The 22,685-nt window shown below is 58.2% G+C and carries 20 protein-coding genes; 10 read left to right on the forward strand and 10 right to left on the reverse strand.

The genetic code is table 11. The features are described from left to right. Nucleotides 1-7 precede the first annotated feature (7 nt). From menB to menE, 3 genes are read left to right on the forward strand one after another with little or no spacing between them, the layout of a single operon-like run. A complete protein-coding gene (menB, locus tag ABLV08_RS13735) occupies nucleotides 8-865 on the forward strand; it encodes a 1,4-dihydroxy-2-naphthoyl-CoA synthase (RefSeq protein ID WP_015365600.1) in 858 nt (285 codons plus the stop codon). Then, nucleotides 865-1,830 (forward strand): o-succinylbenzoate synthase, encoded by a 966-nt coding sequence (gene menC, locus ABLV08_RS13740; protein ID WP_045386170.1) that lies wholly within the window; start codon nucleotides 865-867, stop codon nucleotides 1,828-1,830. The genes menB and menC overlap by 1 nt, the downstream gene beginning before the upstream one ends. Further along, the gene (menE, locus tag ABLV08_RS13745; RefSeq protein ID WP_047054175.1) at nucleotides 1,827-3,188 is read left to right on the forward strand and encodes an o-succinylbenzoate--CoA ligase; all 1,362 of its coding nucleotides are present in this window, start codon (nucleotides 1,827-1,829) and stop codon (nucleotides 3,186-3,188) included. Before menC ends, menE begins: the two co-directional genes overlap by 4 nt. Here the strand turns inward: menE and ABLV08_RS13750 are convergent. Genes ABLV08_RS13750 through ABLV08_RS13760 form a run of 3 tightly spaced genes read right to left on the reverse strand, consistent with a single transcriptional unit; the run spans nucleotide 3,185 to nucleotide 6,141 of the window. Continuing rightward, nucleotides 3,185-4,702: a tripartite tricarboxylate transporter permease gene (locus ABLV08_RS13750; RefSeq protein WP_015365603.1), complete on the reverse strand. Its 1,518-nt coding sequence runs from the start codon at nucleotides 4,700-4,702 to the stop codon at nucleotides 3,185-3,187. The genes menE and ABLV08_RS13750 overlap by 4 nt on opposite strands. Before the next feature lie 11 nt (nucleotides 4,703-4,713). Then, nucleotides 4,714-5,145, reverse strand: a complete 432-nt coding sequence (locus ABLV08_RS13755; protein WP_015365604.1) for a tripartite tricarboxylate transporter TctB family protein — start codon at nucleotides 5,143-5,145, stop codon at nucleotides 4,714-4,716. Between the two features lie 15 nt (nucleotides 5,146-5,160). After that, nucleotides 5,161-6,141: a tripartite tricarboxylate transporter substrate binding protein gene (locus ABLV08_RS13760; RefSeq protein WP_015365605.1), complete on the reverse strand. Its 981-nt coding sequence runs from the start codon at nucleotides 6,139-6,141 to the stop codon at nucleotides 5,161-5,163. A 133-nt stretch (nucleotides 6,142-6,274) separates the two neighbouring features. Here ABLV08_RS13760 and tctD point away from each other — a divergent pair, with 133 nt between their 5' ends. Both tctD and ABLV08_RS13770 read left to right on the forward strand, forming a co-directional pair. After that, a complete protein-coding gene (gene tctD, locus ABLV08_RS13765) occupies nucleotides 6,275-6,952 on the forward strand; it encodes a transcriptional regulator TctD (protein WP_015365606.1) in 678 nt (225 codons plus the stop codon). Further along, nucleotides 6,939-8,348 (forward strand): sensor histidine kinase, encoded by a 1,410-nt coding sequence (locus ABLV08_RS13770; protein ID WP_045386166.1) that lies wholly within the window; start codon nucleotides 6,939-6,941, stop codon nucleotides 8,346-8,348. Before tctD ends, ABLV08_RS13770 begins: the two co-directional genes overlap by 14 nt. On the opposite strand, the gene nudI is transcribed toward ABLV08_RS13770, so the two are convergent. Next, nucleotides 8,345-8,770: a nucleoside triphosphatase NudI gene (gene nudI, locus ABLV08_RS13775; protein WP_015365608.1), complete on the reverse strand. Its 426-nt coding sequence runs from the start codon at nucleotides 8,768-8,770 to the stop codon at nucleotides 8,345-8,347. The two genes, ABLV08_RS13770 and nudI, sit on opposite strands and share 4 nt — an antisense overlap. Before the next feature lie 138 nt (nucleotides 8,771-8,908). On the opposite strand from nudI, the gene ABLV08_RS13780 reads away from it, so the two are divergent. The 3 genes from ABLV08_RS13780 to ABLV08_RS13790 all read left to right on the forward strand — a co-directional run bounded on the left by ABLV08_RS13780 (nucleotide 8,909) and on the right by ABLV08_RS13790 (nucleotide 11,958). After that, complete coding sequence (locus tag ABLV08_RS13780; protein ID WP_348855952.1) at nucleotides 8,909-9,838, forward strand: Rpn family recombination-promoting nuclease/putative transposase; 930 nt, start codon at nucleotides 8,909-8,911, stop codon at nucleotides 9,836-9,838. A 283-nt stretch (nucleotides 9,839-10,121) separates the two neighbouring features. Further along, a complete protein-coding gene (locus tag ABLV08_RS13785; protein ID WP_015365610.1) occupies nucleotides 10,122-10,664 on the forward strand; it encodes a YfaZ family outer membrane protein in 543 nt (180 codons plus the stop codon). A 94-nt stretch (nucleotides 10,665-10,758) separates the two neighbouring features. Then, on the forward strand, nucleotides 10,759-11,958 hold the full coding sequence (locus ABLV08_RS13790) for a nicotinamide mononucleotide deamidase-related protein YfaY (protein WP_348855953.1): 1,200 nt from the start codon (nucleotides 10,759-10,761) through the stop codon (nucleotides 11,956-11,958). 1 nt (nucleotide 11,959) lies between these two features. Here ABLV08_RS13790 and glpC read toward each other — a convergent pair whose 3' ends face one another. From glpC to glpA, 3 genes are read right to left on the reverse strand one after another with little or no spacing between them, the layout of a single operon-like run. Then, entirely contained in the window at nucleotides 11,960-13,147 is a 1,188-nt protein-coding gene (gene glpC / locus ABLV08_RS13795) for an anaerobic glycerol-3-phosphate dehydrogenase subunit GlpC (protein ID WP_348855954.1), read from the reverse strand. Continuing rightward, nucleotides 13,144-14,403: a glycerol-3-phosphate dehydrogenase subunit GlpB gene (glpB, locus tag ABLV08_RS13800; RefSeq protein WP_348855955.1), complete on the reverse strand. Its 1,260-nt coding sequence runs from the start codon at nucleotides 14,401-14,403 to the stop codon at nucleotides 13,144-13,146. Before glpB ends, glpC begins: the two co-directional genes overlap by 4 nt. Further along, complete coding sequence (gene glpA, locus ABLV08_RS13805) at nucleotides 14,393-16,015, reverse strand: anaerobic glycerol-3-phosphate dehydrogenase subunit A (RefSeq protein WP_101739527.1); 1,623 nt, start codon at nucleotides 16,013-16,015, stop codon at nucleotides 14,393-14,395. Before glpA ends, glpB begins: the two co-directional genes overlap by 11 nt. Nucleotides 16,016-16,285: 270 nt before the next feature. Between glpA and glpT the strand changes: the two genes are divergently transcribed. Together glpT and glpQ are read left to right on the forward strand one after the other, a co-directional pair. Beyond that, nucleotides 16,286-17,632 (forward strand): glycerol-3-phosphate transporter, encoded by a 1,347-nt coding sequence (gene glpT, locus ABLV08_RS13810; RefSeq protein WP_047066187.1) that lies wholly within the window; start codon nucleotides 16,286-16,288, stop codon nucleotides 17,630-17,632. Nucleotides 17,633-17,641: 9 nt separating this feature from the next. Continuing rightward, the gene (gene glpQ / locus ABLV08_RS13815) at nucleotides 17,642-18,709 is read left to right on the forward strand and encodes a glycerophosphodiester phosphodiesterase (protein ID WP_348855957.1); all 1,068 of its coding nucleotides are present in this window, start codon (nucleotides 17,642-17,644) and stop codon (nucleotides 18,707-18,709) included. A 93-nt stretch (nucleotides 18,710-18,802) separates the two neighbouring features. Here the strand turns inward: glpQ and yfaE are convergent, their stop codons facing one another. From yfaE to nrdA, 3 genes are all read right to left on the reverse strand, one after another. Further along, on the reverse strand, nucleotides 18,803-19,057 hold the full coding sequence (gene yfaE / locus ABLV08_RS13820; RefSeq protein WP_015365617.1) for a class I ribonucleotide reductase maintenance protein YfaE: 255 nt from the start codon (nucleotides 19,055-19,057) through the stop codon (nucleotides 18,803-18,805). Further along, nucleotides 19,057-20,187: a class Ia ribonucleoside-diphosphate reductase subunit beta gene (gene nrdB / locus ABLV08_RS13825; RefSeq protein WP_015365618.1), complete on the reverse strand. Its 1,131-nt coding sequence runs from the start codon at nucleotides 20,185-20,187 to the stop codon at nucleotides 19,057-19,059. The genes yfaE and nrdB overlap by 1 nt, the downstream gene beginning before the upstream one ends. 100 nt (nucleotides 20,188-20,287) lie before the next feature. Next, the gene (gene nrdA / locus ABLV08_RS13830) at nucleotides 20,288-22,573 is read right to left on the reverse strand and encodes a class 1a ribonucleoside-diphosphate reductase subunit alpha (protein WP_015365619.1); all 2,286 of its coding nucleotides are present in this window, start codon (nucleotides 22,571-22,573) and stop codon (nucleotides 20,288-20,290) included. Between the last annotated feature and the right edge of the window lie 112 nt (nucleotides 22,574-22,685).

Consider the following 22,685-nt stretch of genomic DNA (forward strand, 5'->3'; position numbering starts at 1 on the left):
ACATTCTATGATCTCTCTTGATGAAGCAATGCTCTACGCCCCCGTTGAATGGCACGATTGCTCAGAAGGCTATACCGATATTCGTTATCAAAAATCGACTGACGGGATTGCTAAAATCACTATCAATCGTCCGCAGGTGCGCAACGCCTTCCGTCCGCTGACCGTCAAAGAGATGATTCAGGCGCTGGCGGATGCCCGCTATGACGACAATATCGGCGTTATCGTACTGACTGGTGAAGGCGATAAAGCTTTCTGCGCCGGCGGCGACCAGAAAGTTCGCGGCGATTACGGCGGCTATCAGGACGACTCCGGCGTTCACCATCTCAACGTGCTCGACTTCCAGCGCCAGATCCGCACCTGCCCGAAACCGGTAGTAGCGATGGTCGCCGGTTACTCTATCGGCGGCGGCCACGTACTGCACATGATGTGCGACCTGACCATCGCGGCGGACAATGCCATCTTTGGCCAGACCGGGCCAAAAGTCGGCTCCTTTGATGGCGGCTGGGGCGCTTCCTATATGGCGCGTATCGTCGGGCAGAAAAAAGCGCGCGAAATCTGGTTCCTGTGCCGTCAGTACGACGCCCAGCAGGCGCTGGATATGGGGCTGGTGAATACCGTGGTCCCGTTGGCGGATCTGGAAAAAGAGACCGTGCGCTGGTGTCGTGAAATGCTGCAAAACAGCCCGATGGCGCTGCGCTGCCTGAAAGCGGCGTTGAACGCCGACTGCGATGGCCAGGCCGGGCTGCAGGAGCTGGCGGGTAACGCCACCATGCTGTTCTACATGACGGAAGAAGGGCAGGAAGGACGTAACGCTTTTAACCAGAAACGTCAGCCGGACTTCAGCAAATTTAAACGGAATCCATAATGCGCGTTTCGCAGGTTTACCGCTGGCAGATACCGATGGACGCGGGCGTGGTTCTGCGCGAACGGCGGTTAAAAACCCGCGACGGGCTGTTCATCCGTCTGCAGGAGGGTGAACGCGAAGGCTGGGGGGAAATTTCTCCCCTGCCGGGATTCAGTGACGAAACGCTGGAAGAGGCGCAAATGGCGCTGCTGGCGTGGGCGCGGGCCTGGCGCGACGGCACCGAGCCGCCGCTTCCTATGCAGCCCTCCGTCGCTTTTGGTATTAGCTGCGCGCAGGCGGAGCTTGGCGGCGAGCTACCACAGGCGGCGGATTATCGCGCGGCGCCGCTCTGTTCCGGCGACCCGGATGAACTGTTCGCCAAACTGGCGGCGATGCCCGGCGAGAAAGTCGCTAAGGTGAAAGTGGGGTTGTGGGAGGCGGTACGCGACGGCATGGTGGTGAATCTGCTGCTGGAAGCGATCCCCGATCTGCAGCTGCGGCTGGATGCCAACCGGGCGTGGACGCCGATCAAAGCGCAGCAGTTCGCCAAATATGTTAATCCGGCCTATCGCCAGCGCATTGCCTTTCTCGAAGAACCGTGCAAAAGCCGCGACGATTCGCGTGAATTCAGCCAGCAGACCGGTATTGCTATCGCCTGGGATGAAAGCCTGCGCGAGGCGGATTTCCGTTTTGTCGCCGAGCCCGGCGTGCGCGCGGTGGTGATCAAACCGACGCTGACCGGCAGCTTGCAAAAGGTTCAGCAACAGGTCGCCGCGGCGCATGCGCTGGGGCTGAGCGCGGTGATTAGCTCGTCGATCGAGTCCAGCCTGGGGTTAACGCAGCTGGCGAGGATCGCCGCCTGGCTGACCCCGCAGACTATCCCCGGACTCGATACGCTGGCGCTGATGGGCGCGCAGCTGGTGCGGGCGTGGCCGGAGAGTACGCTGCCAATTTTCAATGCTGATGAGCTGGAGCAACTGCTGTGATGTTTTCCGATTGGCCGTGGCGCCACTGGCGTCAGTTACGCGGCGAGTCGCAGGCGCTACGCCTGAATGACCAGGTGTTGACCTGGCGTGAGCTATGCGCGCGGATTGACGCGCTGGCGGCTGGTTTTGCCGCGCAGGGCGTAATGGAAGGTCAGGGCGTGGCGCTACGGGCCTACAACCAGCCGGAGACGCTACTTGCCTGGCTGGCGCTGCTGCAGTGCGGGGCGCGGGTGCTGCCGCTTAATCCGCAGCTGCCTACGGTATTGCTGCAGGAACTGCTGCCTGCGTTAACCGTACAGCATCAACTGGTGCTTAACGGTGATTCGCTGCCGGGGAATTTACCGGCGTTAACTCTGCAGGCGGCAGAAGGCGCCTGTGCCGTTTGCTGGCATGGCGAACGGCTGGTGTCGATGACGTTAACCTCCGGCTCAACCGGCCTGCCGAAGGCGGCGGTACATAGCGCCAGCGCCCATCTGGCCAGTGCCGCTGGCGTGCTGGCGCTGATGCCGTTTGCCGCGGAAGACGACTGGCTGCTGTCGCTGCCGTTGTTCCATGTCTCCGGGCAGGGGATCATCTGGCGCTGGCTGCTGGCTGGCGCGCGGCTGACGGTGCGCGATAGACAACCGCTGGAGCAGGCGCTGCTGGGCTGTACCCATGCTTCGCTGGTACCGACTCAGCTATGGCGCCTGCTGAATGGCGATGTCGATGTTTCACTCAAGGCGGTGCTGCTTGGCGGCGCGGCGATCCCCGTCGAGCTGACCGAAAGGGCGCGAGCGCAGGGAATACGCAGCTTCTGCGGCTATGGCCTCACCGAATTCGCCTCCACGGTCTGCGCTAAAGAGGCCGACGGAGCGGCGGATGTGGGCGAAGCGCTGCCGGGAAGGGAGGTGAAAATTGTCGCCGGCGAGATCTGGCTGCGGGCGGCGAGCATGGCCGCAGGCTACTGGCGCGATGGTCAACTGCTGCCATTAACCAACGATGAAGGCTGGTTTGCGACGCGCGATCGCGGAGTGTTACGTGCCGGTCGGCTGTCGGTTATTGGGCGGCTGGATAATCTCTTTTTTAGCGGCGGCGAAGGCATTCAGCCGGAGGAGGTTGAGCGCGTGATACTCGCCCATCCGCAGGTTCAGCAGGTGTTTATTGTGCCGCAGGATGATATCGAATACGGCCAACGCCCGGTGGCGGTGGTTGAATGCGAGGATGGCTGCGAAATGGCCACGCTGGCGGCATGGAGCGCTGAACGGTTAGCGCGTTTCCAGCAGCCGGTACAGTGGCTACGGCTGCCGGAAACGTTAAAGAACGGCGGGATTAAGATTTCGCGCCGGGCGCTGCGCGAATGGGTCAATTCGCCGGTTTAGCCGATATTGGCCTCGGCGCGGCGCTGGCGTTGTTTACGTCTCAGACGCAGCAGCGGCGGCACCACCAGGACGGCGACAGCCAGCATCAGCAATGTTTTGGTTACGCCGCTTTCCCAGAGGATAGCCAGATTACCGTTGCTGATCGACAGCGCGCGGCGCAGGTTCTGCTCCAGCATCTCGCCCAATACAAAACCGAGGATCAGCGGCGACATCGGGAAGTGCATTTTACGCATGATATAGCCGAGCACGCCGAGGCCAACCATCAGCAACAGGTCAAAGGTGGTGCTGTGCACCGCATAGACGCCGACGGCGGAAACGGCGGCGATGGCCGGTACCAGGAACCATAGCGGGATCGTCAGCATGCGGGTGAACAGGCCAATCAGCGGAATGTTCATAATAAGCAGCATCACGTTGGCGATAAGCAGCGCGGCGATGAGCCCCCAGACGATATCCGGCTGTTCGGTGAACATCGCCGGGCCGGGCGTAATGTTATACAGCGTCAGCGCGCCCATCATGACCGCGGTGGTGCCGGAACCAGGCACGCCGAGCGTCAGCATTGGAATAAACGAACCGCAGGCGGAGGCGTTATTCGCGGCTTCCGGCGCCGCTACGCCGCGAATATCCCCCTTGCCGAAGTTATCGCTATTACCACTGATTTTTTTCTCCGTCATATAGGTGATGGCGCTGGCGATGGTCGCCCCGGCGCCAGGCAGAATACCGACGAAGAAACCCACCACGGAAGAACGCAGGGTCGCGCCGACGCACTGCGCGGCCTCTTTGGTGTTAAATAGCATGCGCCCGGTTTTACGCACCAGCGTTTGCCCGCCGCTGGTGCTCTCCAGCATCAACAGGATCTCGGAAACGGAGAACAGGCCGATAACCACCACTATAAACTGAACGCCATCGGAGAGATGGACGCTGTCGAAGGTAAAGCGGTAAACCCCGGTGTTGGCATCGACGCCCACCGTCGCCAGGCCCAAACCGATTAACGCCGCGAGGAACGATTTCAGCGGGTTTTGCGCCATCATGCTGCCGAGGCAGGCGATGGCAAACACCATCAGCGCGAAATATTCCGCCGGGCCGAACGCCAGTGACCACTGGGCGAGAAGCGGCGCGAACAGAATAATGCCGCCGATCGCGATAAGCGAACCGAAGAAAGAGCTGACGGCGGAAATCGACAGCGCGACGCCGCCGCGCCCTTGCTGCGCCATGGGATAGCCATCAAGCGCCGTCATGATGGCGGCGGCATCGCCGGGTACGTTCAGCAGGATAGATGAAATACGCCCGCCATATTCGCAACCGATATAGACCGTCGCCAACAGGATCAGCGCCGATTCCGCGGGCAGGTGCAGGGCAAAGGCCAGCGGCAGCAGAATGGCGACGCCGTTAATCGGCCCGAGGCCGGGCAGCAGCCCGACGATGGTTCCGACAAAGCAGCCGATGAGGGCGATAAGCAGATTTTCCGGCGTCATGGCGACGGCGAAACCCTGCGACAGATAGATCCAGGTATCCATAAGCTTCTCCGTTAATTTAACCAGACGCCAAGCGGCAGAGTCACATCAAGTAAGGTATCGAAGGCGTACCATAACGAGACGCCCATCACCACGCCGGCAATGCCTGCCGCCGGTAGCGTGGCGCCGAATAGCAGGCCGATCACCGCCGTCAGCAGCGCGGTCGCCAGCGGAAAGCCCAGCCATTCAAATCCCCAGGCATAGACCACCAGCACCACGACCATGGTTAACAGCCGTTGCAGGACATGTCGTCCCGGCCACTCGATGGCGTCCGGGCGACGCAGCAGCATCAGCGCTGAACACAGTAGCATCAGGCCGATAATGCCCAACGGGAAAGGACGCGGGCCGACGGGTTCATACGAGTATTCGCTGTGGATCTGCCAGGCGATAAACAGGCCGCCAATGCATAACAACAGCCAGACTCCGGCAAAGATACGATCGCTCATTAGCGCCTCCGCGGATTATTTAGCCAGGCCAAAGGCTTTCGCCTGTTCGCGATAATCGCTGACCTGCTGTTTTACATAGGTATCGAGTTCCTTGCCGTTCATGTTGAATTCAAACAGGCCGCGCAGTTCACGTTGCTTTTTGAACTCATCGGTTTGCTGCAGTTTAGTGAATTCATCAACCCACCACTGGTAGTCGGCATCGCTTACTTTCGGGCCCATAAAGAAGCCACGAATAATCGGCCAGACCAGGTCATAGCCCTGCTCTTTAGCGGTAGGAACATCAGCCAGCGCGCCCGGCAGACGTTCGTTGGAGAAGACCGCCAGGACGCGGATCTTATTTCCCTGCAGGTAAGGCACCATTTCACTCAGATCGCCGGAGACCGCCTGCACATGGTTGCCGAGCAGGGCGGTTACCGGCTCGCCGCCGCCCTCAAAGGCGACGTAGCGCATCTTGTGCGGGTCAACGTTGGCTTTTTGCGCCAGCAGCGCCGCTTTCATCCAGTCCTGGCTGCCGATGGAGGCCCCGGCGCCAATGACGATAGTGGCGGGATTTTTCTCCATTGCGCTCATGAATGACTTCAGGTCTTTCCATGGCGAATCGGCGCGCACGGCAATCATGCCGTAGTCGGTACCGACGCTGGCCAGCCAGCGTACGTCATCAACGCCGTAGCGGCCGAATTTCCCCTGCGACAAATTCAGCAGCGAGCCGCCGGAAAAGGCGACCACGGTTCCGGCTTCCGCCGGGCGCTGGGCGACGATGGCGTTATAGGCCACCGCGCCGACGCCGCCGGGCATATAGGTGACGCGCATCGGTTTTTCGATCGCACCGGTTTCCATCAGGCTCACCTGAATTAGCTTACAGGTAAGGTCGAAGCCGCCGCCGGGTTTGGCGGGGGCGATACATTCGGTGCGGGACGGGGCTTGCGCCGCGAAAGCGGTGGTTGTACAGAGGCACAGCGCGATGGCGCTAAGATGGCGGAAAAATGGCGTTTTCATAGGCTTCCTCAGTAGGTACAGGGAATGTTTTTCTGATTATGTGAACCGACATGTGGCGATTCGGTTGCGTGATTGTTAAAACAGTTACCTTTCATTTCCCTTTCAATGCGGCAGCAACTTTACAGGATGTGATATGCGTCTCTTATTAGCCGAGGATAACCGTGAGCTGGCTCACTGGCTGGAAAAAGCGCTGGTGCAGGGCGGTTTTGCCGTGGATTGCGTTTTTGATGGCCGGGCGGCGGATCACCTGCTGCAAAGCGAAAAATATGCGCTGGCGGTGCTGGATATCGGTATGCCGGGCTTAGATGGCCTCGAGGTGGTACAGCGGTTGCGTAAGCGTGGACAAACGCTGCCGGTGCTGCTGTTGACCGCGCGCAGCGCGGTAGCGGATCGGGTGAAAGGGCTGAACGTCGGCGCCGACGATTACCTACCCAAACCTTTTGAGCTGGAGGAGCTCGACGCCCGGCTGCGGGCGCTGCTGCGACGCAGCGAAGGGCAGGTGCATGAGGTGCAGCAGCTTGGCGATCTGGAATATCGCGATGAAGGCTATTTTCTGCTGCGTGGTGAGATGTTGTCCCTGACGCCGCGCGAGCTGGCGCTGTTGAAAGTGCTGATGTTTCGCCGTACCCGTCCGGTTTCCCGCCAGCAGCTATTTGAACAGGTGTTTAGCCTCAGCGACGACGTCAGCCCGGAAAGCATCGAACTTTATATTCACCGCCTGCGCAAGAAACTCCAACAGAGTAACGTGCGTATCACTACGCTACGCGGGCTGGGTTATCTGCTGGAGTGTGAGCCGCATGAAATGGGGTAAACCGCAGTCGCTGTATGCCCAACTGCTGCTGTTCCTCGGCCTGCCGCTGGCGCTGTTGTGGGGGCTATCGGCATTCAATAGCTACGTGAGCGCGCTGCAGGCGGCGACGCAGGCCTACGATCGTACGCTGCTCTCCTCGGCGCGCACTGTGGCGGAGCGGCTGGTAGTGCGCGGCGGCCATCTGGAGGTCAATGTGCCCTGGGTGGTGCTGGACAGCTTTGAACTCAACATGAACGACCGGTTGTATTACAAGGTGGTCGACCCGCAGGGGAAAGTGATCTCCGGTTTTGACGATCTGCCGGCGATGCCGCCGGCCACGTCACGAACCCAGCTCTATCCGGCGCTGGCATGGTTTTATCATACCGAATATCGCGGCCAGGCCATCCGCGTGGCGCGCCTGATGCAGCCGGTCAACGAAGGCGGCATCGTCGGAATGGCGGAGATTTATATTGCCGAAACGCTGCAGTCGCGGCGCTGGCTGGCCGGACAACTGCTGTTTTCATCCTGGGTGTCACAGGGCTTATTAGTGCTGTTGACGTTGGTACTGGCGGGGTGGCTACTGCGCCGCGTTCTGCGCCCAATGCGTCAGCTCTCGGCGCTGATGGTGCGCCGCGAACCCGGCCTGCTGACGCCGCTACCGGAATTGCTGCCGTGGTCGGAAACACGGCTGCTGATCGTGGCTTTTAACCGCTATATTGACCGCCTGCGGGTGATGATCTCCCGGCAAGAGCGCTTTAGCGCCGATGCCTCCCATCAGTTAAAAACGCCGCTGGCGGTTCTGAAAACCCAGGCCTCGGTGGCGCTGGCCAGCGAGGATCCGCAGCTGTGGCGCGAGAGTTTGCAGGCCATGCGCGCGACGCTGGATGATACGATTTTACTCACCGAACGTTTGTTACAACTGGCGACGGTGAAACGCCGGGAGCAGGGCGAGCAGGCGTTTGTCGCGGTCGATCTGCAGGAGGTCGTGCACCATAGCTGTTTTTCGCGTATTGTCCAGGCGCGCAGTAAAAACATCGATCTGGGTTATGAGGGCGAACAGTCGCCGGTGAACGTTTTGGGGGATGGCGTTTTGCTGGGGGAACTGTGCGCCAACCTGCTCGACAATGCGATTCGCTACACTCCGGCACGCGGGACGGTGACGCTGAGCCTGCATCGCGATGGCGAAGCCGTCACGCTGAGCGTGGAGGATAGCGGCCCGGGCATTGATGAAAACCTGATTAACCAGGCGCTGACGCCGTTTCGTCGGCTCGATAACGTCGGCGGCATACCCGGCGCCGGGCTGGGCCTGGCGCTGGTAAACGATATCGCGCGTCTACATCGTAGCCGCCCGCAGCTGTCGCGCAGCGAAAGCCTGGGGGGATTGAAGGTGACGCTGCGTCTGTTGACCGTGGTTTAAAGCAGCCCTTTCTGGCTGAGGGTGAGGCGGGTCGCGGCATTAAGATCGTAATGTTGCAGGTCTTCGCCCTTCACCCAGGCGTAATCGTCGAATTCCTCGTTGATCGTGACCTCGCGGTTGGCGCTTATGCAATCGAAAATCAAATAGATCATGTAGATCTCTTCCTGGCGACCATCGGCATAGGTTTTCACGCGGGTATCATCGCGGAAGCTCCATGGCGTGATGCGGGTCAACTGCAATTTTTCGCCAAGCTCCTCGCGGACTTCACGTCTCAGCGCCTCTTCAATAGTTTCCCCCGGCTCCACGCCGCCGCCGGACAGCGCCCACTGTCCGGGAAAAACCCCGCGGTCGGCAGCCATCTTGCACAACAGGTAATGGCCATCATTTTGGATTAGCGGGCAAACAATCGTCCTTTGACGCATGATTTTTCTCCTTCGCAGTGAGTCGGGCCGGGTATCGAGGAAACAGTTTGCGAGGCGCCTCGGCAAACCGCAAGGGAAATACGGCGCTGGCGCTACAGAGTGCTAAGTTAAGCGAAAATTATCGTATGGAGAGCTACCATGGAAAGGACCCCCCATTCCCCACATGACGCCGTGTTTAAACACCTGCTGTCGCATCGGGCGACGGCGCGGGATTTTCTGGAGATTCACCTTCCTGAACATTTGCGAGAATTATGCAATCTGCAAACGCTGCAGTTGGAGTCCGGAAGTTTTATCGATGAAGACCTGCGCGCCAGCCATTCCGATATTCTTTACTCGCTGCAAACCCAGGCGGGGGACGGATATATCTATCTGCTTATCGAACATCAAAGCTCTGTGGACCGTCATATGGCATTTCGCCTGATGCGTTATGCGATAGCAGCGATGCAGCGGCATCTGGATAAAGGACATACGCAACTGCCATTGGTGATCCCGCTGCTTTTTTATCATGGGCAAGTCTCGCCCTGGCCGTATCCCATGTGCTGGCTGGAAGGATTTGCTCATCCGCAAACCGCGCGGCAAGTATACAATCAGGATTTTCACTTAATCGATATCACGGTGCTTCCTGACGATACAATAATGCAGCACCGACGGGTCGCGATGCTTGAGTTGCTGCAAAAGCATATCCGGCAACGCGATATGATGGAACTGCAGGAGCAACTAGCCAGCCTGTTGGCGCTGGGATACACTAGCCGCAGACAGCTCAGGACGCTGCTTCACTATTTATTGCAGGCAGGAAATGCCGCCGATCCGGTCGCCTTTTTACGTAATCTTGCGCAAAATGTACCCAAGCGGCCGCATAAGGAGACGCTAATGAACATTGCCCAGTTTCTGGAACAACGCGGCCATCAGCAGGGCCTTGAGCAGGGCCTGCAGCAAGGTCTTGAACAGGGAGAACAATTGGCTGCGCAACGTATTGCCCTGGCGATGCTGGAAAACGGGCTTGATCTGGCGCTGGTGGCGAAGCTGACGGGGCTTGCGCCGGAGCGTCTGGCGCTGCTCGCCCATTAATTTTTCTGCATCCTTCAAACGACCTGCGCGACGCCGTTTGCGCAGGTTAATATAGATTTATTTAATCAATGCAACTTAATTAAATATAATTCCGCTGAATTTGAATTCGGTGGAATTTACTTTCTTTCGCAAATGCGCGGCGGTATTGCTGTAAAAAGACGCAACTGGTTACACTCTTGTGAAAAATCATTTCGCCAGGTCATTGATTCCTGACAGGTGCGCAGTAGAATTTTCTGGTTTTTTCGGGACTTCTTTGATTCTTCTTTTCTGGATAGAGTAAATAATGAAAAAGAGCATTTTTATGGCCCTGGCCGGGGTAATGATGGTTTCCTCGGCGGCCCATGCTATTAGCGTTACCGGCGAAGCCGGCGAGCACTATACCAACCTCGGCGTTGGTTTCGGTACCGAATCTACCGGCCTGGCTATTTCCGGCAACTGGTTGCATAGCGATAACGACGGCGACGCCGCGGGCTTAGGCCTGGGTCTGAATATTCCGCTGGGGCCATTCCTGGCGACCGTGGGCGGCAAAGGCATCTACACCAATCCGAAGCAGGGCGATGAAGGTTACGCGGCAGCGGTCGGCGGCGGCCTGCAGTGGAAAATCGGCGATAGCTTCCGTCTGTACGGCGACTATTACTACTCGCCTGATTCACTCTCCAGCGGCATCGATAGCTATGAAGAAGCGAACGTTGGCGCCAGCTGGACCATCATGCGTCCGCTTAGCATCCAGGCAGGTTATCGCTACCTGAACCTGGCGGGCAAAGACGGCAACCGTGATAACACCATCGCCGACGGTCCGTACATCGGCGCCAGCGCCAGCTTCTAATCCTCCGGCGCGGCCTTCCGCCGCGCCAAATTTCTTCGTCGCCAGCCCGCGCCTTTGCGCTATAGTAATTCGACTTATCAGGCTGGAGTTCATAATGCTACAAGTGGAAATGCTGTCCACCGGCGATGAAGTGCTGCATGGGCAGATTGTCGATACCAATGCCGCCTGGCTGGCGGATTACTTTTTTAATCAGGGTTTACCGTTAACGCGCCGCAATACCGTCGGCGATGACCTCGACGCGCTGGTGGCTATTTTGCGCGAACGCAGCGAACAGGCGGATGTGCTGATCGTGAATGGCGGCCTGGGGCCGACCAGCGACGATCTTAGCGCGCTGGCGGCGGCGACGGCGAAAGGCGAAGGGTTGGTCCTCAACGCTGAATGGCTGGAGACGATGACGCGATTCTTTGCCGAGCGCGGTCGGCCGATGGCGGAAAGCAATCGCAAGCAGGCGGAAATCCCCGCCACCGCCGAAATGATCAATAACCCGGTGGGCACTGCCTGCGGGTTCGCCGTACAGCTCAACCGCTGCCTGATGTTTTTCACCCCCGGCGTGCCGTCTGAATTTAAAGTTATGGTCGAGCAGGAGATTGTACCGCGTTTACGTGCGCGCTTCACGCTTCCGTCGCCGCCTGTCTGTCTGCGTTTAACTACCTTCGGACGTTCGGAAAGCGAGCTGGCTCAGAGCCTTAATCACCTGCAGCTCCCCCCTGGTGTGGTGATGGGCTATCGCTCGTCAATGCCGATTATCGAGCTAAAACTAACCGGTCCTGCCGAACAGCGCGATGCAATGCTGGCGCTGTGGCCAGAAGTGCGTAAGGTAGCCGGAGAGAGCCTTATCTTTGAGGGTACGGAAGGTTTACCGGCGCAGATCGCGCGTTGCCTGCAGGAGCGTCAGCTTAGCCTGACCTTGAGCGAACAGTTTACCAGTGGCCTGCTGGCGCTGCAGCTGAGGCGGGCTAACGCGCCGCTTCTCGCCAGCGAAGTGGTGCCGGCGCAGGAGGAGACCTTAGCGCAATCGGCGCGCTGGGCCGCCGAGCGGCGCGTTAACCATTTTGCCGGGCTGGCGTTGTCGGTCAGCGGTCAGGAGGCCGATTACCTGAACTTTGTGCTGGCGACACCGGAAGGTACGCACGCGCTGCGGGTCAAGTTCAGCGCTAATCGTCACGGGCTGTCGGTGCGGCAAGAAGTCTGTGCCATGATGGCGCTGAATATGCTGCGCCGCTGGCTCGACGGTAAGCCGGTCAGCGGCGAGCATGGTTGGATCAACGTCGTCGAGACGCTGTTTATCGACTGATTCAGGCAGGCGCGCTCAGCGCCTGCGCCAGCAGAGTAATGGGATGTTCGCAGCGCTTGCTGGTGGACATCTCAATCTGCCATTTGCAGGTTTCGCAATCGGTAATCACTACGTCCGCGCCGCTTTCCTCAATCTGGCGAAATAATGGCGCGCCAATCGCCTGCGCCGACGAATAGTTTTCCGACTTAAAGCCGAAGGTGCCGGCGATACCGCAGCACTGCGAATCCAGTACTTCCAGCTGTAGGCCCGGGATTTGGCGCAGAAGCTCAAGGGTGTATAGCGACCAGCCCATTTTTTCCATATGACATGGGGTGTGATAGACCACCTTCAGCGGCAGCGGGCGCAATGGAAGGGTTTTGCCGGCATCGAGCTGTTTCCAAATCCAGCGGGTCGCTAACTCCACCCGATCCCGCAGATCGCTGTTATCGATATCCAGGAGATGGGGATATTCATCGCGCAGGGTAAAAGTACAGGTTGAAGAGGTGGCGATGATCGGCAAGCTGTTTTCGCGCATGGCGGCGACGTTGCTGTGCGCTTGCTTGCGCGCTTTGTCAAAAAAGCCGTTGGCGATAAGCGGGACGCCGCAGCATTTTTCTTTTGATAAGAGCTGCACGCCGGTACCCAGCGCGTTGACGACGCGAATCAGATCCTTACCCAATTGCGGGTGGTTATAGTTGACGTAGCAGCCATGGAAGAAAGCCACCTGCTCGCTGTACTGCGCCTGTGCGGCGGCGAGCTGGCGGTAAGCGCGGCGAAAGGTGCCGAAGCCATATTTCGGCAGCGTGCGGCGATGGTCGATTTTCAGCGCCGCGTCGAGCAGGCGGCGCACCGGTTTTAACCCCGTTGTGGCGTTGACCAGCGGCGCAAAAGGCGTGGAAAGGGTGCCCATCAGATCGGTATGGCTGAGGATGGCATCGCGCAGGGCTGGTGTTTGCTGGCTGTACTGCGCACGCGCGCGTTGAATAATATCGCCGATTTTCACATCAGATGGACAGGCCACCTCGCAGCGTTTGCAATTAATACAATATTTCAGCGCGTCGTCGTACAGCGCGCCATCTTTCAGACGCAGACGTTCACCGTCCGGCCCCGCCTGTTTCGGGCCGGGATAGCGCGGATTTACCCGGCTCACCGGGCAGGCGGTGGTACAAACCGTGCATTTTATGCAGCTTTCAAAGCGGGTATCGTTCATGACCGGCCTCCTGCAAGGGCGTGGATCTGTCTGGCGGCATGCAGCGCGGTGACGGCGCAAACGCCGCCGCCGCAGCCGAGTTGAATGGCATCGAAACCGCCGAGCAGCGAGCCGATAGCGAAAAGATTCGTTAGCGGCTGGCCGAGTAGGTGTGGGCGCAGCATGGGGTCAGTCTTCAAACCAAAGCGCTGCCACGGTTGTGATGCGAAGAAATCACGCTGATACCAGCTATCGCGCGCCAGCGTTTGCTGCAGATCGAGGCCGAGAATCGGTTCGCGCACGCTATCACGGGTGGCGACGAGACCGTTACTGAAAAAGCTACCGCTCGCCAGCACGGTAAAGCGCGGGCGCAGTGCGATATCGCCGTGATTTCGCGTCCAGACGGCCTCGACGGCGCCCTGCTGATGGCTGATTTTCACCACCTCGTCGCCGGCAAGCCAGGTGCCGCCGGTGCGGATGAACTGGCGCTGAAGCTGGCTATGCAGGCGCATCCCCGGCACCGAAGGCGGCAGCGTCGGCAGCAGGCGCAGCGGGCAGGGCAGATGTTCTTGTAGCCAATGCCAGAGGCGATTATCCGCGAGCCCAAAACAGGCAGGCATCATCAGCAGCTCGTACTCTTGCGCCAGCGGCAGCAGCGCGGACTGCAGGGCAGGCCACAGGTTTTCATCATCAAGCACGCGGGCGATGTTGGCGGCACGGAACTCCGTAGGGTTATCGCGCAGCACATCAAGCAGCGGTAAATCAATCTCCGCCGCGGCGGCATCCACTCCGCTCTGTCCGAGGGCGGCGGCGGCCAGATGCGGCTGAAAATCGGCAAAACCGCTAATCCCCACCATGCATACGCGTTGCTGCGCGATGGGCGCCAGCGGAACCTCTTCCGGCGACAGCCACGCCGGGCGCAACGTCCCCAGCGGCGTTACCCGCAGGTGCTGTCGGCGCGCTTCGCCTTGCATATTCGCGCCGCAGGCAGCCAGCAGCGCTTCGGTCTGTCTGGCGTATTCGAGCACCGCGTCGGCGCCGAGGCGGGAGTAGGGGTGTTCAGGAAGCTGAACGGCCAGTTGCTGAAGACCTTGTGCGACATCAGTGACGGTATCGCCGTTCGGCAGCGCCGAGAGCAGGTCTAATGAAGCGGAGGAAAAGTGCAGCGCGCTTTGCCCACGGCTGATTATCACGCAGCGTAGGCCGTGTTGATTCAGCGCCAGCCCGCACAACAGCCCGGCCAGTCCGCCGCCGACGATGGCGCAATCAAATTTCATCCTGATGCTCCTTTTGCAGTCCGCATAAGCCGAGGTAGACCCAGCGGGTAAATTCACTTTCGCGCAGCGCGTCGCCCCAAGCGATGGGCTGAACACCCTTCCAGCGCTCATTGAGAAATTCCGACAGCTGAGTTAACGACTGCGCCGGGGTGGCGACGTTAAAGCGCTGTAACAGCCCGGCGGCGCGGCAGGCGCACAGTTCACCCTGGCAGGTGCCCATGCCGACCCGGGTACGGCGGCGCAGGTCGAGCAGATTCTTCACCGCCAGATTCTCTACCGCGTACTGCACTTCCCCGGCGGTGACCGCTTCACATTCGCAGACCAGGCTACGGTGCTGGCGGCTGTCGCCGAGCCATGCTGGGGTGCGGTCGCCGTGGCGATACACCGCCGACCCGCGCAGCGGCGTCGGTAGCGAGATAATCTTTTTCAGCGTGGTTTCTGTGGCTTCCTGCGAACCCGGTAGCGGGCGCTCCGCGGTGCGGCACGGCTCAGCATTGCCGAGTTTGCGGCAGACGGCGTCGCTGGCCCATTCCGCCATCAGACGGTAGGTCATCAACTTACCGCCGGTGATGGTGATAAAGCCCTCCATGCCGTCGCGCTGGGCGTGGTCGAGCAACACAATACCGCGGCTAACGCTGCGCCCGCTGGGATCGTCATCGCTGGCGACCAGCGGACGGACGCCGGAGTAGGCGCGCAGCACCCGGGTGCGCCCCATGATCGGCGCCAGTTTTTCACCTTCGCGCAGCAGCGTATCGACCTCTTCCGTCGTCACCCGGTTATCATCGATCTCGTCATAAGGAATATGCGTCGAGGTGGTGCCTATCAGCGAGATGGTATCGCCGGGCACCAGAATATCGGCATCCGCCGGCTTGCGGCAGCGGTTAATCACCTGGTTATTAATGCGGTGATCGAGGATCAGCAGCGAGCCTTTTGCCGGAAACATGGAGATGCGCAGATCGGCGTATTCCGCGATGCGTTGGCCCCAGATCCCGGCGGCGTTGACGACGACCTGCGCGTGAATGCTACGCGCTTCACGGCGTTGATGATCGTAGATCTGTACTCCGTACACACGATCGCCCTGGCGCAGCAGAGCGGTGACCTCGCAGCCGGTAAGGATCTGCGCGCCGTGTTCGCGGGCGTCGAGCATGTTGGCGGCCGTCAGGCGGAACGGATCGACGGTGCCGTCCGGTACCTGTACGGCGCCAAGCAGCGTAGGGTTCACCGCAGGCTCCAGGCGCAATGCTTCAGCGGGGGTAAGCGGTTTAGCATCAATACCGGCCTGCTGACAAGCGTGGATGAAGGTTTGCTGCCAGGCCATGTCATCTTCAGGCAGGGTGATAAACAGCCCGTCAGTGGGTTCAATGCAGTGGCGGGCGATGCGACGCAAAATACGATTTTCGTTGATACATTCGCGCGCGGATTCGCCATCGGTGACGGCATAGCGCGCGCCGCTGTGCAACAGGCCGTGGTTGCGGCCGGTGGCGCCGGTGGCGATATCGTGCCGCTCAATCAACGCCACGCGTAACCCGCGCAGGGCGCAGTCGCGGGCGATTCCCGCGCCGGTGGCGCCGCCGCCAATAATCAGCGCATCAAATTCTTGCGTCTCGGCCATCTTCCGGTCCTCTACTTTCGTTTTACACCATTTAGCCATATCAATAGTGTGGAATGTTTGATTTCGAGCATATTTGCGCGCAATTCGAGCGTTTGCTGTGATTTTGTGCTCACATTGGAAAATTTTGTCATATATCTGTAACAAAATGTGCGATATTTCACAGTATTAGTTCTACGCTTTGCCTACCATCGCGACCTAATTAGAAGTACGTGAATAAATTAGATTTTTTGCGTCGATGTCAGTGAAACAGCAATGGCCACGGAGGCTGATATGTTAAGTATTTTTAAACCCGCAGCGCATAAAGCGCGTTTGCCGGCGGCGGAAATCGACCCGTTGTATCGTCGATTACGGTGGCAGATCTTTATTGGCATCTTCTTCGGTTATGCCGCTTACTATCTGGTTCGTAAGAACTTTGCGCTGGCGATGCCTTATCTGATTGAGCAGGGCTTCTCTCGTGGCGACCTCGGCTTCGCGCTTTCGGGTATCTCCATCGCCTACGGATTTTCGAAATTCATCATGGGATCGGTCTCCGACCGCTCGAATCCGCGCATTTTCCTGCCGGCAGGGTTAATTCTGGCGGCGCTGGTGATGCTGGTGATGGGCTTCGTGCCGTGGGCGACTTCCAGCATCATGATCATGTTCGTATTACTGTTCCTGTGCGGATGGTTCCAGGGGATGGGCTGGCCGCCGTGTGGTCGTACCATGGTGCACTGGTGGTCGCAGAAAGAGCGCGGCGGGATTGTCTCAGTGTGGAACTGCGCGCATAACGTCGGCGGCGGTATTCCGCCGCTGCTGTTCCTGCTGGGGATGGCGTGGTTTAACGACTGGCACGCGGCGCTATATATGCCGGCTTTCGGCGCGATTCTGCTGGCCATTTTTGCCTTCGCGATGATGCGCGATACCCCGCAGTCCTGCGGTCTGCCGCCGATCGAAGAGTATAAAAACGACTATCCGGATGACTATAGCGAAAAGCACGAAGAAGAGCTGACGGCGAAGCAGATCTTTATGCAGTACATTCTGCCGAACAAACTGCTGTGGTACATCGCGATCGCTAACGTCTTCGTTTATCTGCTGCGCTACGGCATTCTGGACTGGTCGCCGACCTACCTGAAAGAGGTCAAACACTTCGCGCTGGATAAATCCTCCTGGGCCTACTTCCTGTATGAGTACGCGGGTATTCCGGGCACCCTGTTGTGCGGCTGGATGTCGGACAAAGTGTTTAAAGGCAACCGCGGCGCGACCGGCGTGTTCTTTATGACCCTGGTGACGATTGCCACCGTCGTTTACTGGCTGAACCCGCCGGGTAATCCGGGGGTCGATATGGCCTGTATGATCGTCATTGGCTTCCTGATTTACGGCCCGGTGATGCTGATCGGTCTGCATGCGCTGGAACTGGCGCCGAAAAAAGCTGCCGGCACCGCCGCGGGCTTCACCGGTCTGTTCGGTTATCTCGGCGGTTCCGTAGCCGCGAGCGCCATTGTTGGCTATACCGTCGATTTCTTCGGCTGGGACGGCGGCTTCATGGTCATGATTGGCGGTAGCGTACTGGCGGTACTGCTGCTGATTATCGTCATGCTTGGCGAGCGTCGTCATCATCAACAACTGAAACAAGCCTAAGGAGCGGCGATGAAAATGAAACTTACCGCGCTAATGAGCGGAATGATTTTGGCCAGTTCGGCGCTGTGCTTCAGCGCCGTCGCGGCAGAGAAAATTGTCATCGCCCACCGCGGCGCCAGCGGGTATCTGCCGGAACATACCCTGCCGGCGAAAGCGATGGCTTACGCTCAGGGGGCGGATTACCTTGAGCAAGACCTGGTGATGACCAAAGACGACCGGCTGGTGGTGTTGCATGACCACTATCTCGATCGGGTGACTGACGTAGCGCAGCGTTTCCCGCAGCGGGCGCGTAAAGATGGCCGTTTTTACGCCATCGACTTTACCCTGGCCGAGATTAAGTCGCTGAAGTTCACCGAAGGTTTTGAGCCGAAAGATGGCAAAAACGTGCAAACCTATCCCGGGCGTTTCCCGATGGGCAAATCCGATTTCCGCATTCATACCTTCGAAGAGGAGATTGAGTTTGTACAGGGGCTGAACCATTCGACGGGTAAAAATATCGGTATCTACCCGGAAATCAAAGCGCCGTGGTTCCACCATCAGGAAGGCAAAGATATTGCCGCCAGCACGCTGAAAGTGCTGAAGGAATATGGCTACACCAGCAAGCAGGATAAGGTTTATCTGCAATGTTTTGACGCCAACGAGCTCAAACGCATTAAGAATGAGCTGGAGCCGAAGATGGGGATGGATCTCAATCTGGTGCAGCTCATCGCCTATACCGACTGGAATGAAACGCAGCAGAAACAGGCCGATGGTAAATGGGTGAACTACAACTATGACTGGATGTTCAAGCCGGGGGCGATGGCGCAGATTGCGCAGTACGCTGACGGTATCGGCCCGGATTACCATATGCTGGTAGCGGAAGGCTCGAAGCCGGGCGCGGTGAAGCTGACGACGATGGTAAAAGAGGCGCACGCCAGCCATCTACAGGTGCATCCGTACACCGTGCGCGCGGATCAGTTGCCGGAGTACGCCACTAACGTTAATCAGCTCTATGACGTGCTGTATAACCAGGCGGGCGTCGACGGCTTGTTTACCGATTTCCCGGATAAAGCGGTGCAGTTCCTGGACGCGAAATAAAACAAAAGGGCCGTAAGGCCCTTTTATGTTTTCCCCCTCTCCCTGTGGGAGAGGGCCGGGGTGAGGGCATCAGGCCGCACACATCGACAACACTTACATCTCGATCTCAATATCGCCTTTCGCCCGGCAGCAGCAGGGCAAAATCTCTCCCGGCTGGATAAACGCCAGCGGTTCGGTCAGCCAGTCAACCTGGCCTGACACCAGACGCGTGCGGCAGGAACCGCAATAGCCTTCGCGGCACTGATACTCCACGTCGATGTTATGCGATTCAAGCGCGGCCAACAGGGAAGGATGTTCATCCTGACACTCAAGGCGAGTGTCAGAAATCCTCAAGAAAATCCGCTTCATTACAGCTGGAAGTTGCTCAGATCGTCGGCGTCGACTTCAGAATCGATCTGGCCGACGAGATAAGAGCTGACCTCCACTTCCTGCGGCGCGACCTGAACGTTATCGGAAACCAGCCAGGTATTGATCCATGGGATCGGGTTGGAGCGGGTCTGGAACGGTAGATCGAGGCCCACCGCCTGCATGCGAATATTGGTGATGTACTCGACGTACTGGCAGAGAATATCTTTGTTCAGGCCGATCATCGAGCCGTCGCGGAACAGATAGTCCGCCCACTCTTTTTCCTGCTGCGCCGCCAGTACGAACAGATCATAGCACTCTTGTTTGCACTCTTCGGCGATTTCCGCCATTTCCGGATCGTCGCTGCCGGAGCGCAGTAGGTTCAGCATATGCTGAGTGCCGGTCAGGTGCAGCGCTTCATCGCGGGCGATCAGGCGAATAATTTTGGCGTTGCCTTCCATCAGCTTGCGTTCGGCAAAGGCGAAAGAGCAGGCGAAGCTAACGTAGAAGCGGATTGCTTCCAGCGCGTTGACGCTCATCAGGCAGAGATACAGTTTCTTTTTCAGCTCGCGCAGATTCACGGTCACGGTTTTGCCGTTGACGGTGTGGGTGCCTTCGCCCAGCAGATGCCAGTAGCTGGTCATTTCGATTAAAGAATCGTAATAGTGAGAGATGCCTTCCGCGCGTTTCTGGATCTGCTCATTGGTCACGATATCGTCGAACACCGTCGCCGGATCGTTGACGATGTTGCGGATAATATGGGTGTAGGAGCGCGAGTGGATCGTCTCGGAAAAGGCCCAGGTTTCTACCCAGGTTTCCAGTTCGGGGATGGAAATCAGCGGCAGCAGCGCGACGTTCGGGCTACGGCCCTGAATGGAATCAAGCAGCGTCTGATATTTCAGGTTGCTGATAAAAATATGCTTTTCATGTTCCGGCAGCGCCTGATAGTCGATGCGATCGCGCGAAACGTCGACTTCTTCCGGGCGCCAGAAGAAGGAGAGCTGCTTTTCAATCAGCTTTTCAAAGATGTCATATTTTTGCTGATCGTAGCGGGCCACGTTAACCGGCTGGCCAAAAAACATTGGCTCAAGCAGTTGATTGTTTTTCGTCTGTGAAAAAGTGGTGTATGCCATGAGTGGGTCCTGTTGAGATTGTATCGCCCGGCGACACTGCGTTTGCCGGGCCTACAAAACCGTAGGCCGGGTAGGCATCGCGCCACCCGGCAAAAATACTTTAGATCTTACATGCGCCGCTTTCGCAGCCGTCGTCCTGAATTGACGGGGCCAGGTCATCCTGGGCGTCTTCCGCGCCATCACGGGTGTTGTGATAGTACAGCGTTTTCACGCCGAATTTATAGGCGTTGAGCAGATCTTTCAGCAACTGCTGCATCGGCACTTTTCCGGACGGGAAACGCGTCGGGTCATAGTTGGTGTTGGCGGAAATCGACTGATCGATAAACTTCTGCATGATGCCGACCAGCTGCAGATAGCCGTCGTTATTCGGCATTTCCCACAACAGTTCGTAGGCGTTCTGCAGATTTTCGTAATCCGGAACGACCTGGCGCAAAATCCCATCTTTCGACGCTTTGATGCTCACGTGGCCGCGCGGCGGTTCGATGCCGTTGGTGGCGTTGGAGATCTGCGAAGAGGTCTCAGACGGCATCAGCGCGGAGAGCGTGGAGTTACGCAGGCCGTGAGTTTTAATGGATTCGCGCAGCTGCTCCCAGTCGAAATGCAGAGATTCGCTCACGATCGCATCCAGGTCTTTCTTATAAGTATCGATCGGCAGAATACCCTGCGCGTAGGTGGTTTCATTGAACCACGGGCAGGCGCCTTGTTCGATAGCCAGTTCGTTGGAGGCCTTCAGCAGATAGTACTGAATAGCTTCGAACGTTTTGTGCGTCAGATTGTTGGCGCTGCCGTCGGAGTAGCGCTTGCCATGTTTCGCCAGATAGTAAGCGAAGTTGATAACGCCGATACCCAGCGTACGACGACCCATCGCGCCACGTTTAGCCGCCGGGATTGGGTAATCCTGATAGTCCAGCAACGCATCCAGCGCGCGCACCGCCAGTACCGCCAGATCCTCCAGCTCATCGAGGCTATCGATGGCGCCAAGGTTGAATGCCGACAGCGTGCACAGCGCGATTTCGCCATTTTCGTCGTTCACATCGTCCAGCGGTTTGGTCGGCAGGGCGATTTCCAGGCACAGGTTAGACTGGCGCACCGGCGCGACAACCGGGTCGAACGGGCTGTGGGTGTTGCAGTGGTCAACGTTCTGGATATAGATACGGCCGGTAGAGGCGCGTTCCTGCATCATCAGCGAGAACAGCTCAACGGCTTTAATACGCTGTTTGCGGATACTGTCGTCTTTTTCGTATTTAGTGTACAGACGTTCGAACTCGTCCTGATCGGCGAAGAACGCATCGTACAGGCCAGGAACGTCGGACGGGCTGAACAGGGTGATGTCCTCGCCCTTCAGCAGGCGGGTGTACATCAGCTTGTTGATCTGCACGCCGTAGTCCATGTGGCGAACGCGGTTGGCGTCGGTGCCGCGGTTGTTTTTCAACACCAGCAGGCTTTCGACTTCCAGATGCCACATCGGATAGAAGAGGGTGGCCGCGCCGCCGCGAACGCCGCCCTGCGAGCAGGATTTCACCGCGGTCTGGAAGTGCTTATAGAACGGGATGCAGCCGGTGTGGAAGGCTTCGCCGCCGCGGATCGGGCTACCCAGCGCACGAATGCGGCCGGCGTTGATACCGATACCGGCGCGCTGGGAAACGTATTTCACAATCGCGCTGGAGGTGGCGTTGATCGAATCCAGGCTATCGCCGCACTCGATCAGCACGCAGGAGCTGAACTGACGAGTTGGGGTACGCACGCCAGACATGATCGGCGTCGGCAGCGAAATTTTAAAGGTGGACACCGCGTCATAGAAACGCTTGATGTAGTCCAGACGGGTCTCACGCGGATAGTTAGAGAACAGGCAAGCCGCAACCAGAATATAGAGGAACTGGGCGCTTTCATAGATTTCGCCGCTGACGCGGTTCTGCACCAGGTATTTACCTTCCAGCTGCTTAACGGCCGCGTAGGAGAAGTTCATATCGCGCCAGTGGTCGATAAAACCGTCCATCTGCTGGAACTCTTCTTCCGTGTAGTCTTCCAGCAGATGATGATCGTATTTACCTTTTTCGACCATGTTCACCACATGGGTGTACAGCGCCGGCGGTTCAAACTGGCCAAACGCTTTCTTGCGCAGGTGGAAAATCGCCAGTCGCGCGGCCAGGTACTGGTAGTCCGGCGCATCGCGGGAGATCAGGTCCGCTGCGGCCTTAATAATGGTCTCGTGGATGTCGGCGGTTTTAATGCCGTCATAGAACTGAATATGCGAACGCAGCTCTACCTGGGAAATCGAAACGTTATTCAGTCCTTCTGCCGCCCAATCTAGTACGCGATGGATTTTGTCGAGATTGATACGCTCGGTGCTACCGTCGCGCTTTGTCACCAGCAGACTCTGATTCATGTGGTTTTTACCTGTCCGTGAGAAAAAATATCCCCCCATTTATCCACAGCCAGTCGTTGTGACTAACTCTGTGGATAAATACTATATGTAGGGGGTTGTCGATAAAAAGAAC

The organism is Klebsiella sp. CN_Kp088, from assembly GCF_040064335.1.
GTDB classification, from domain to species: Bacteria; Pseudomonadota; Gammaproteobacteria; order Enterobacterales; family Enterobacteriaceae; genus Klebsiella; species Klebsiella aerogenes.

Coding starts and splice junctions, on each gene's coding strand:
- ABLV08_RS13750 (WP_015365603.1), bottom strand. CDS start 4,702: ATGGATACCTGGATCTATCTGTCGCAGGGTTTCGCCGTCGCCATGACG.
- menB (WP_015365600.1), top strand. CDS start 8: ATGATCTCTCTTGATGAAGCAATGCTCTACGCCCCCGTTGAATGGCAC.
- nudI (WP_015365608.1), bottom strand. CDS start 8,770: ATGCGTCAAAGGACGATTGTTTGCCCGCTAATCCAAAATGATGGCCAT.
- glpT (WP_047066187.1), top strand. CDS start 16,286: ATGTTAAGTATTTTTAAACCCGCAGCGCATAAAGCGCGTTTGCCGGCG.
- ABLV08_RS13755 (WP_015365604.1), bottom strand. CDS start 5,145: ATGAGCGATCGTATCTTTGCCGGAGTCTGGCTGTTGTTATGCATTGGC.
- glpA (WP_101739527.1), bottom strand. CDS start 16,015: ATGGCCGAGACGCAAGAATTTGATGCGCTGATTATTGGCGGCGGCGCC.
- ABLV08_RS13790 (WP_348855953.1), top strand. CDS start 10,759: ATGCTACAAGTGGAAATGCTGTCCACCGGCGATGAAGTGCTGCATGGG.
- ABLV08_RS13785 (WP_015365610.1), top strand. CDS start 10,122: ATGAAAAAGAGCATTTTTATGGCCCTGGCCGGGGTAATGATGGTTTCC.
- ABLV08_RS13770 (WP_045386166.1), top strand. CDS start 6,939: ATGAAATGGGGTAAACCGCAGTCGCTGTATGCCCAACTGCTGCTGTTC.
- nrdB (WP_015365618.1), bottom strand. CDS start 20,187: ATGGCATACACCACTTTTTCACAGACGAAAAACAATCAACTGCTTGAG.
- glpC (WP_348855954.1), bottom strand. CDS start 13,147: ATGAACGATACCCGCTTTGAAAGCTGCATAAAATGCACGGTTTGTACC.
- ABLV08_RS13760 (WP_015365605.1), bottom strand. CDS start 6,141: ATGAAAACGCCATTTTTCCGCCATCTTAGCGCCATCGCGCTGTGCCTC.
- yfaE (WP_015365617.1), bottom strand. CDS start 19,057: ATGAAGCGGATTTTCTTGAGGATTTCTGACACTCGCCTTGAGTGTCAG.
- menC (WP_045386170.1), top strand. CDS start 865: ATGCGCGTTTCGCAGGTTTACCGCTGGCAGATACCGATGGACGCGGGC.
- tctD (WP_015365606.1), top strand. CDS start 6,275: ATGCGTCTCTTATTAGCCGAGGATAACCGTGAGCTGGCTCACTGGCTG.
- ABLV08_RS13780 (WP_348855952.1), top strand. CDS start 8,909: ATGGAAAGGACCCCCCATTCCCCACATGACGCCGTGTTTAAACACCTG.
- glpQ (WP_348855957.1), top strand. CDS start 17,642: ATGAAAATGAAACTTACCGCGCTAATGAGCGGAATGATTTTGGCCAGT.
- nrdA (WP_015365619.1), bottom strand. CDS start 22,573: ATGAATCAGAGTCTGCTGGTGACAAAGCGCGACGGTAGCACCGAGCGT.
- glpB (WP_348855955.1), bottom strand. CDS start 14,403: ATGAAATTTGATTGCGCCATCGTCGGCGGCGGACTGGCCGGGCTGTTG.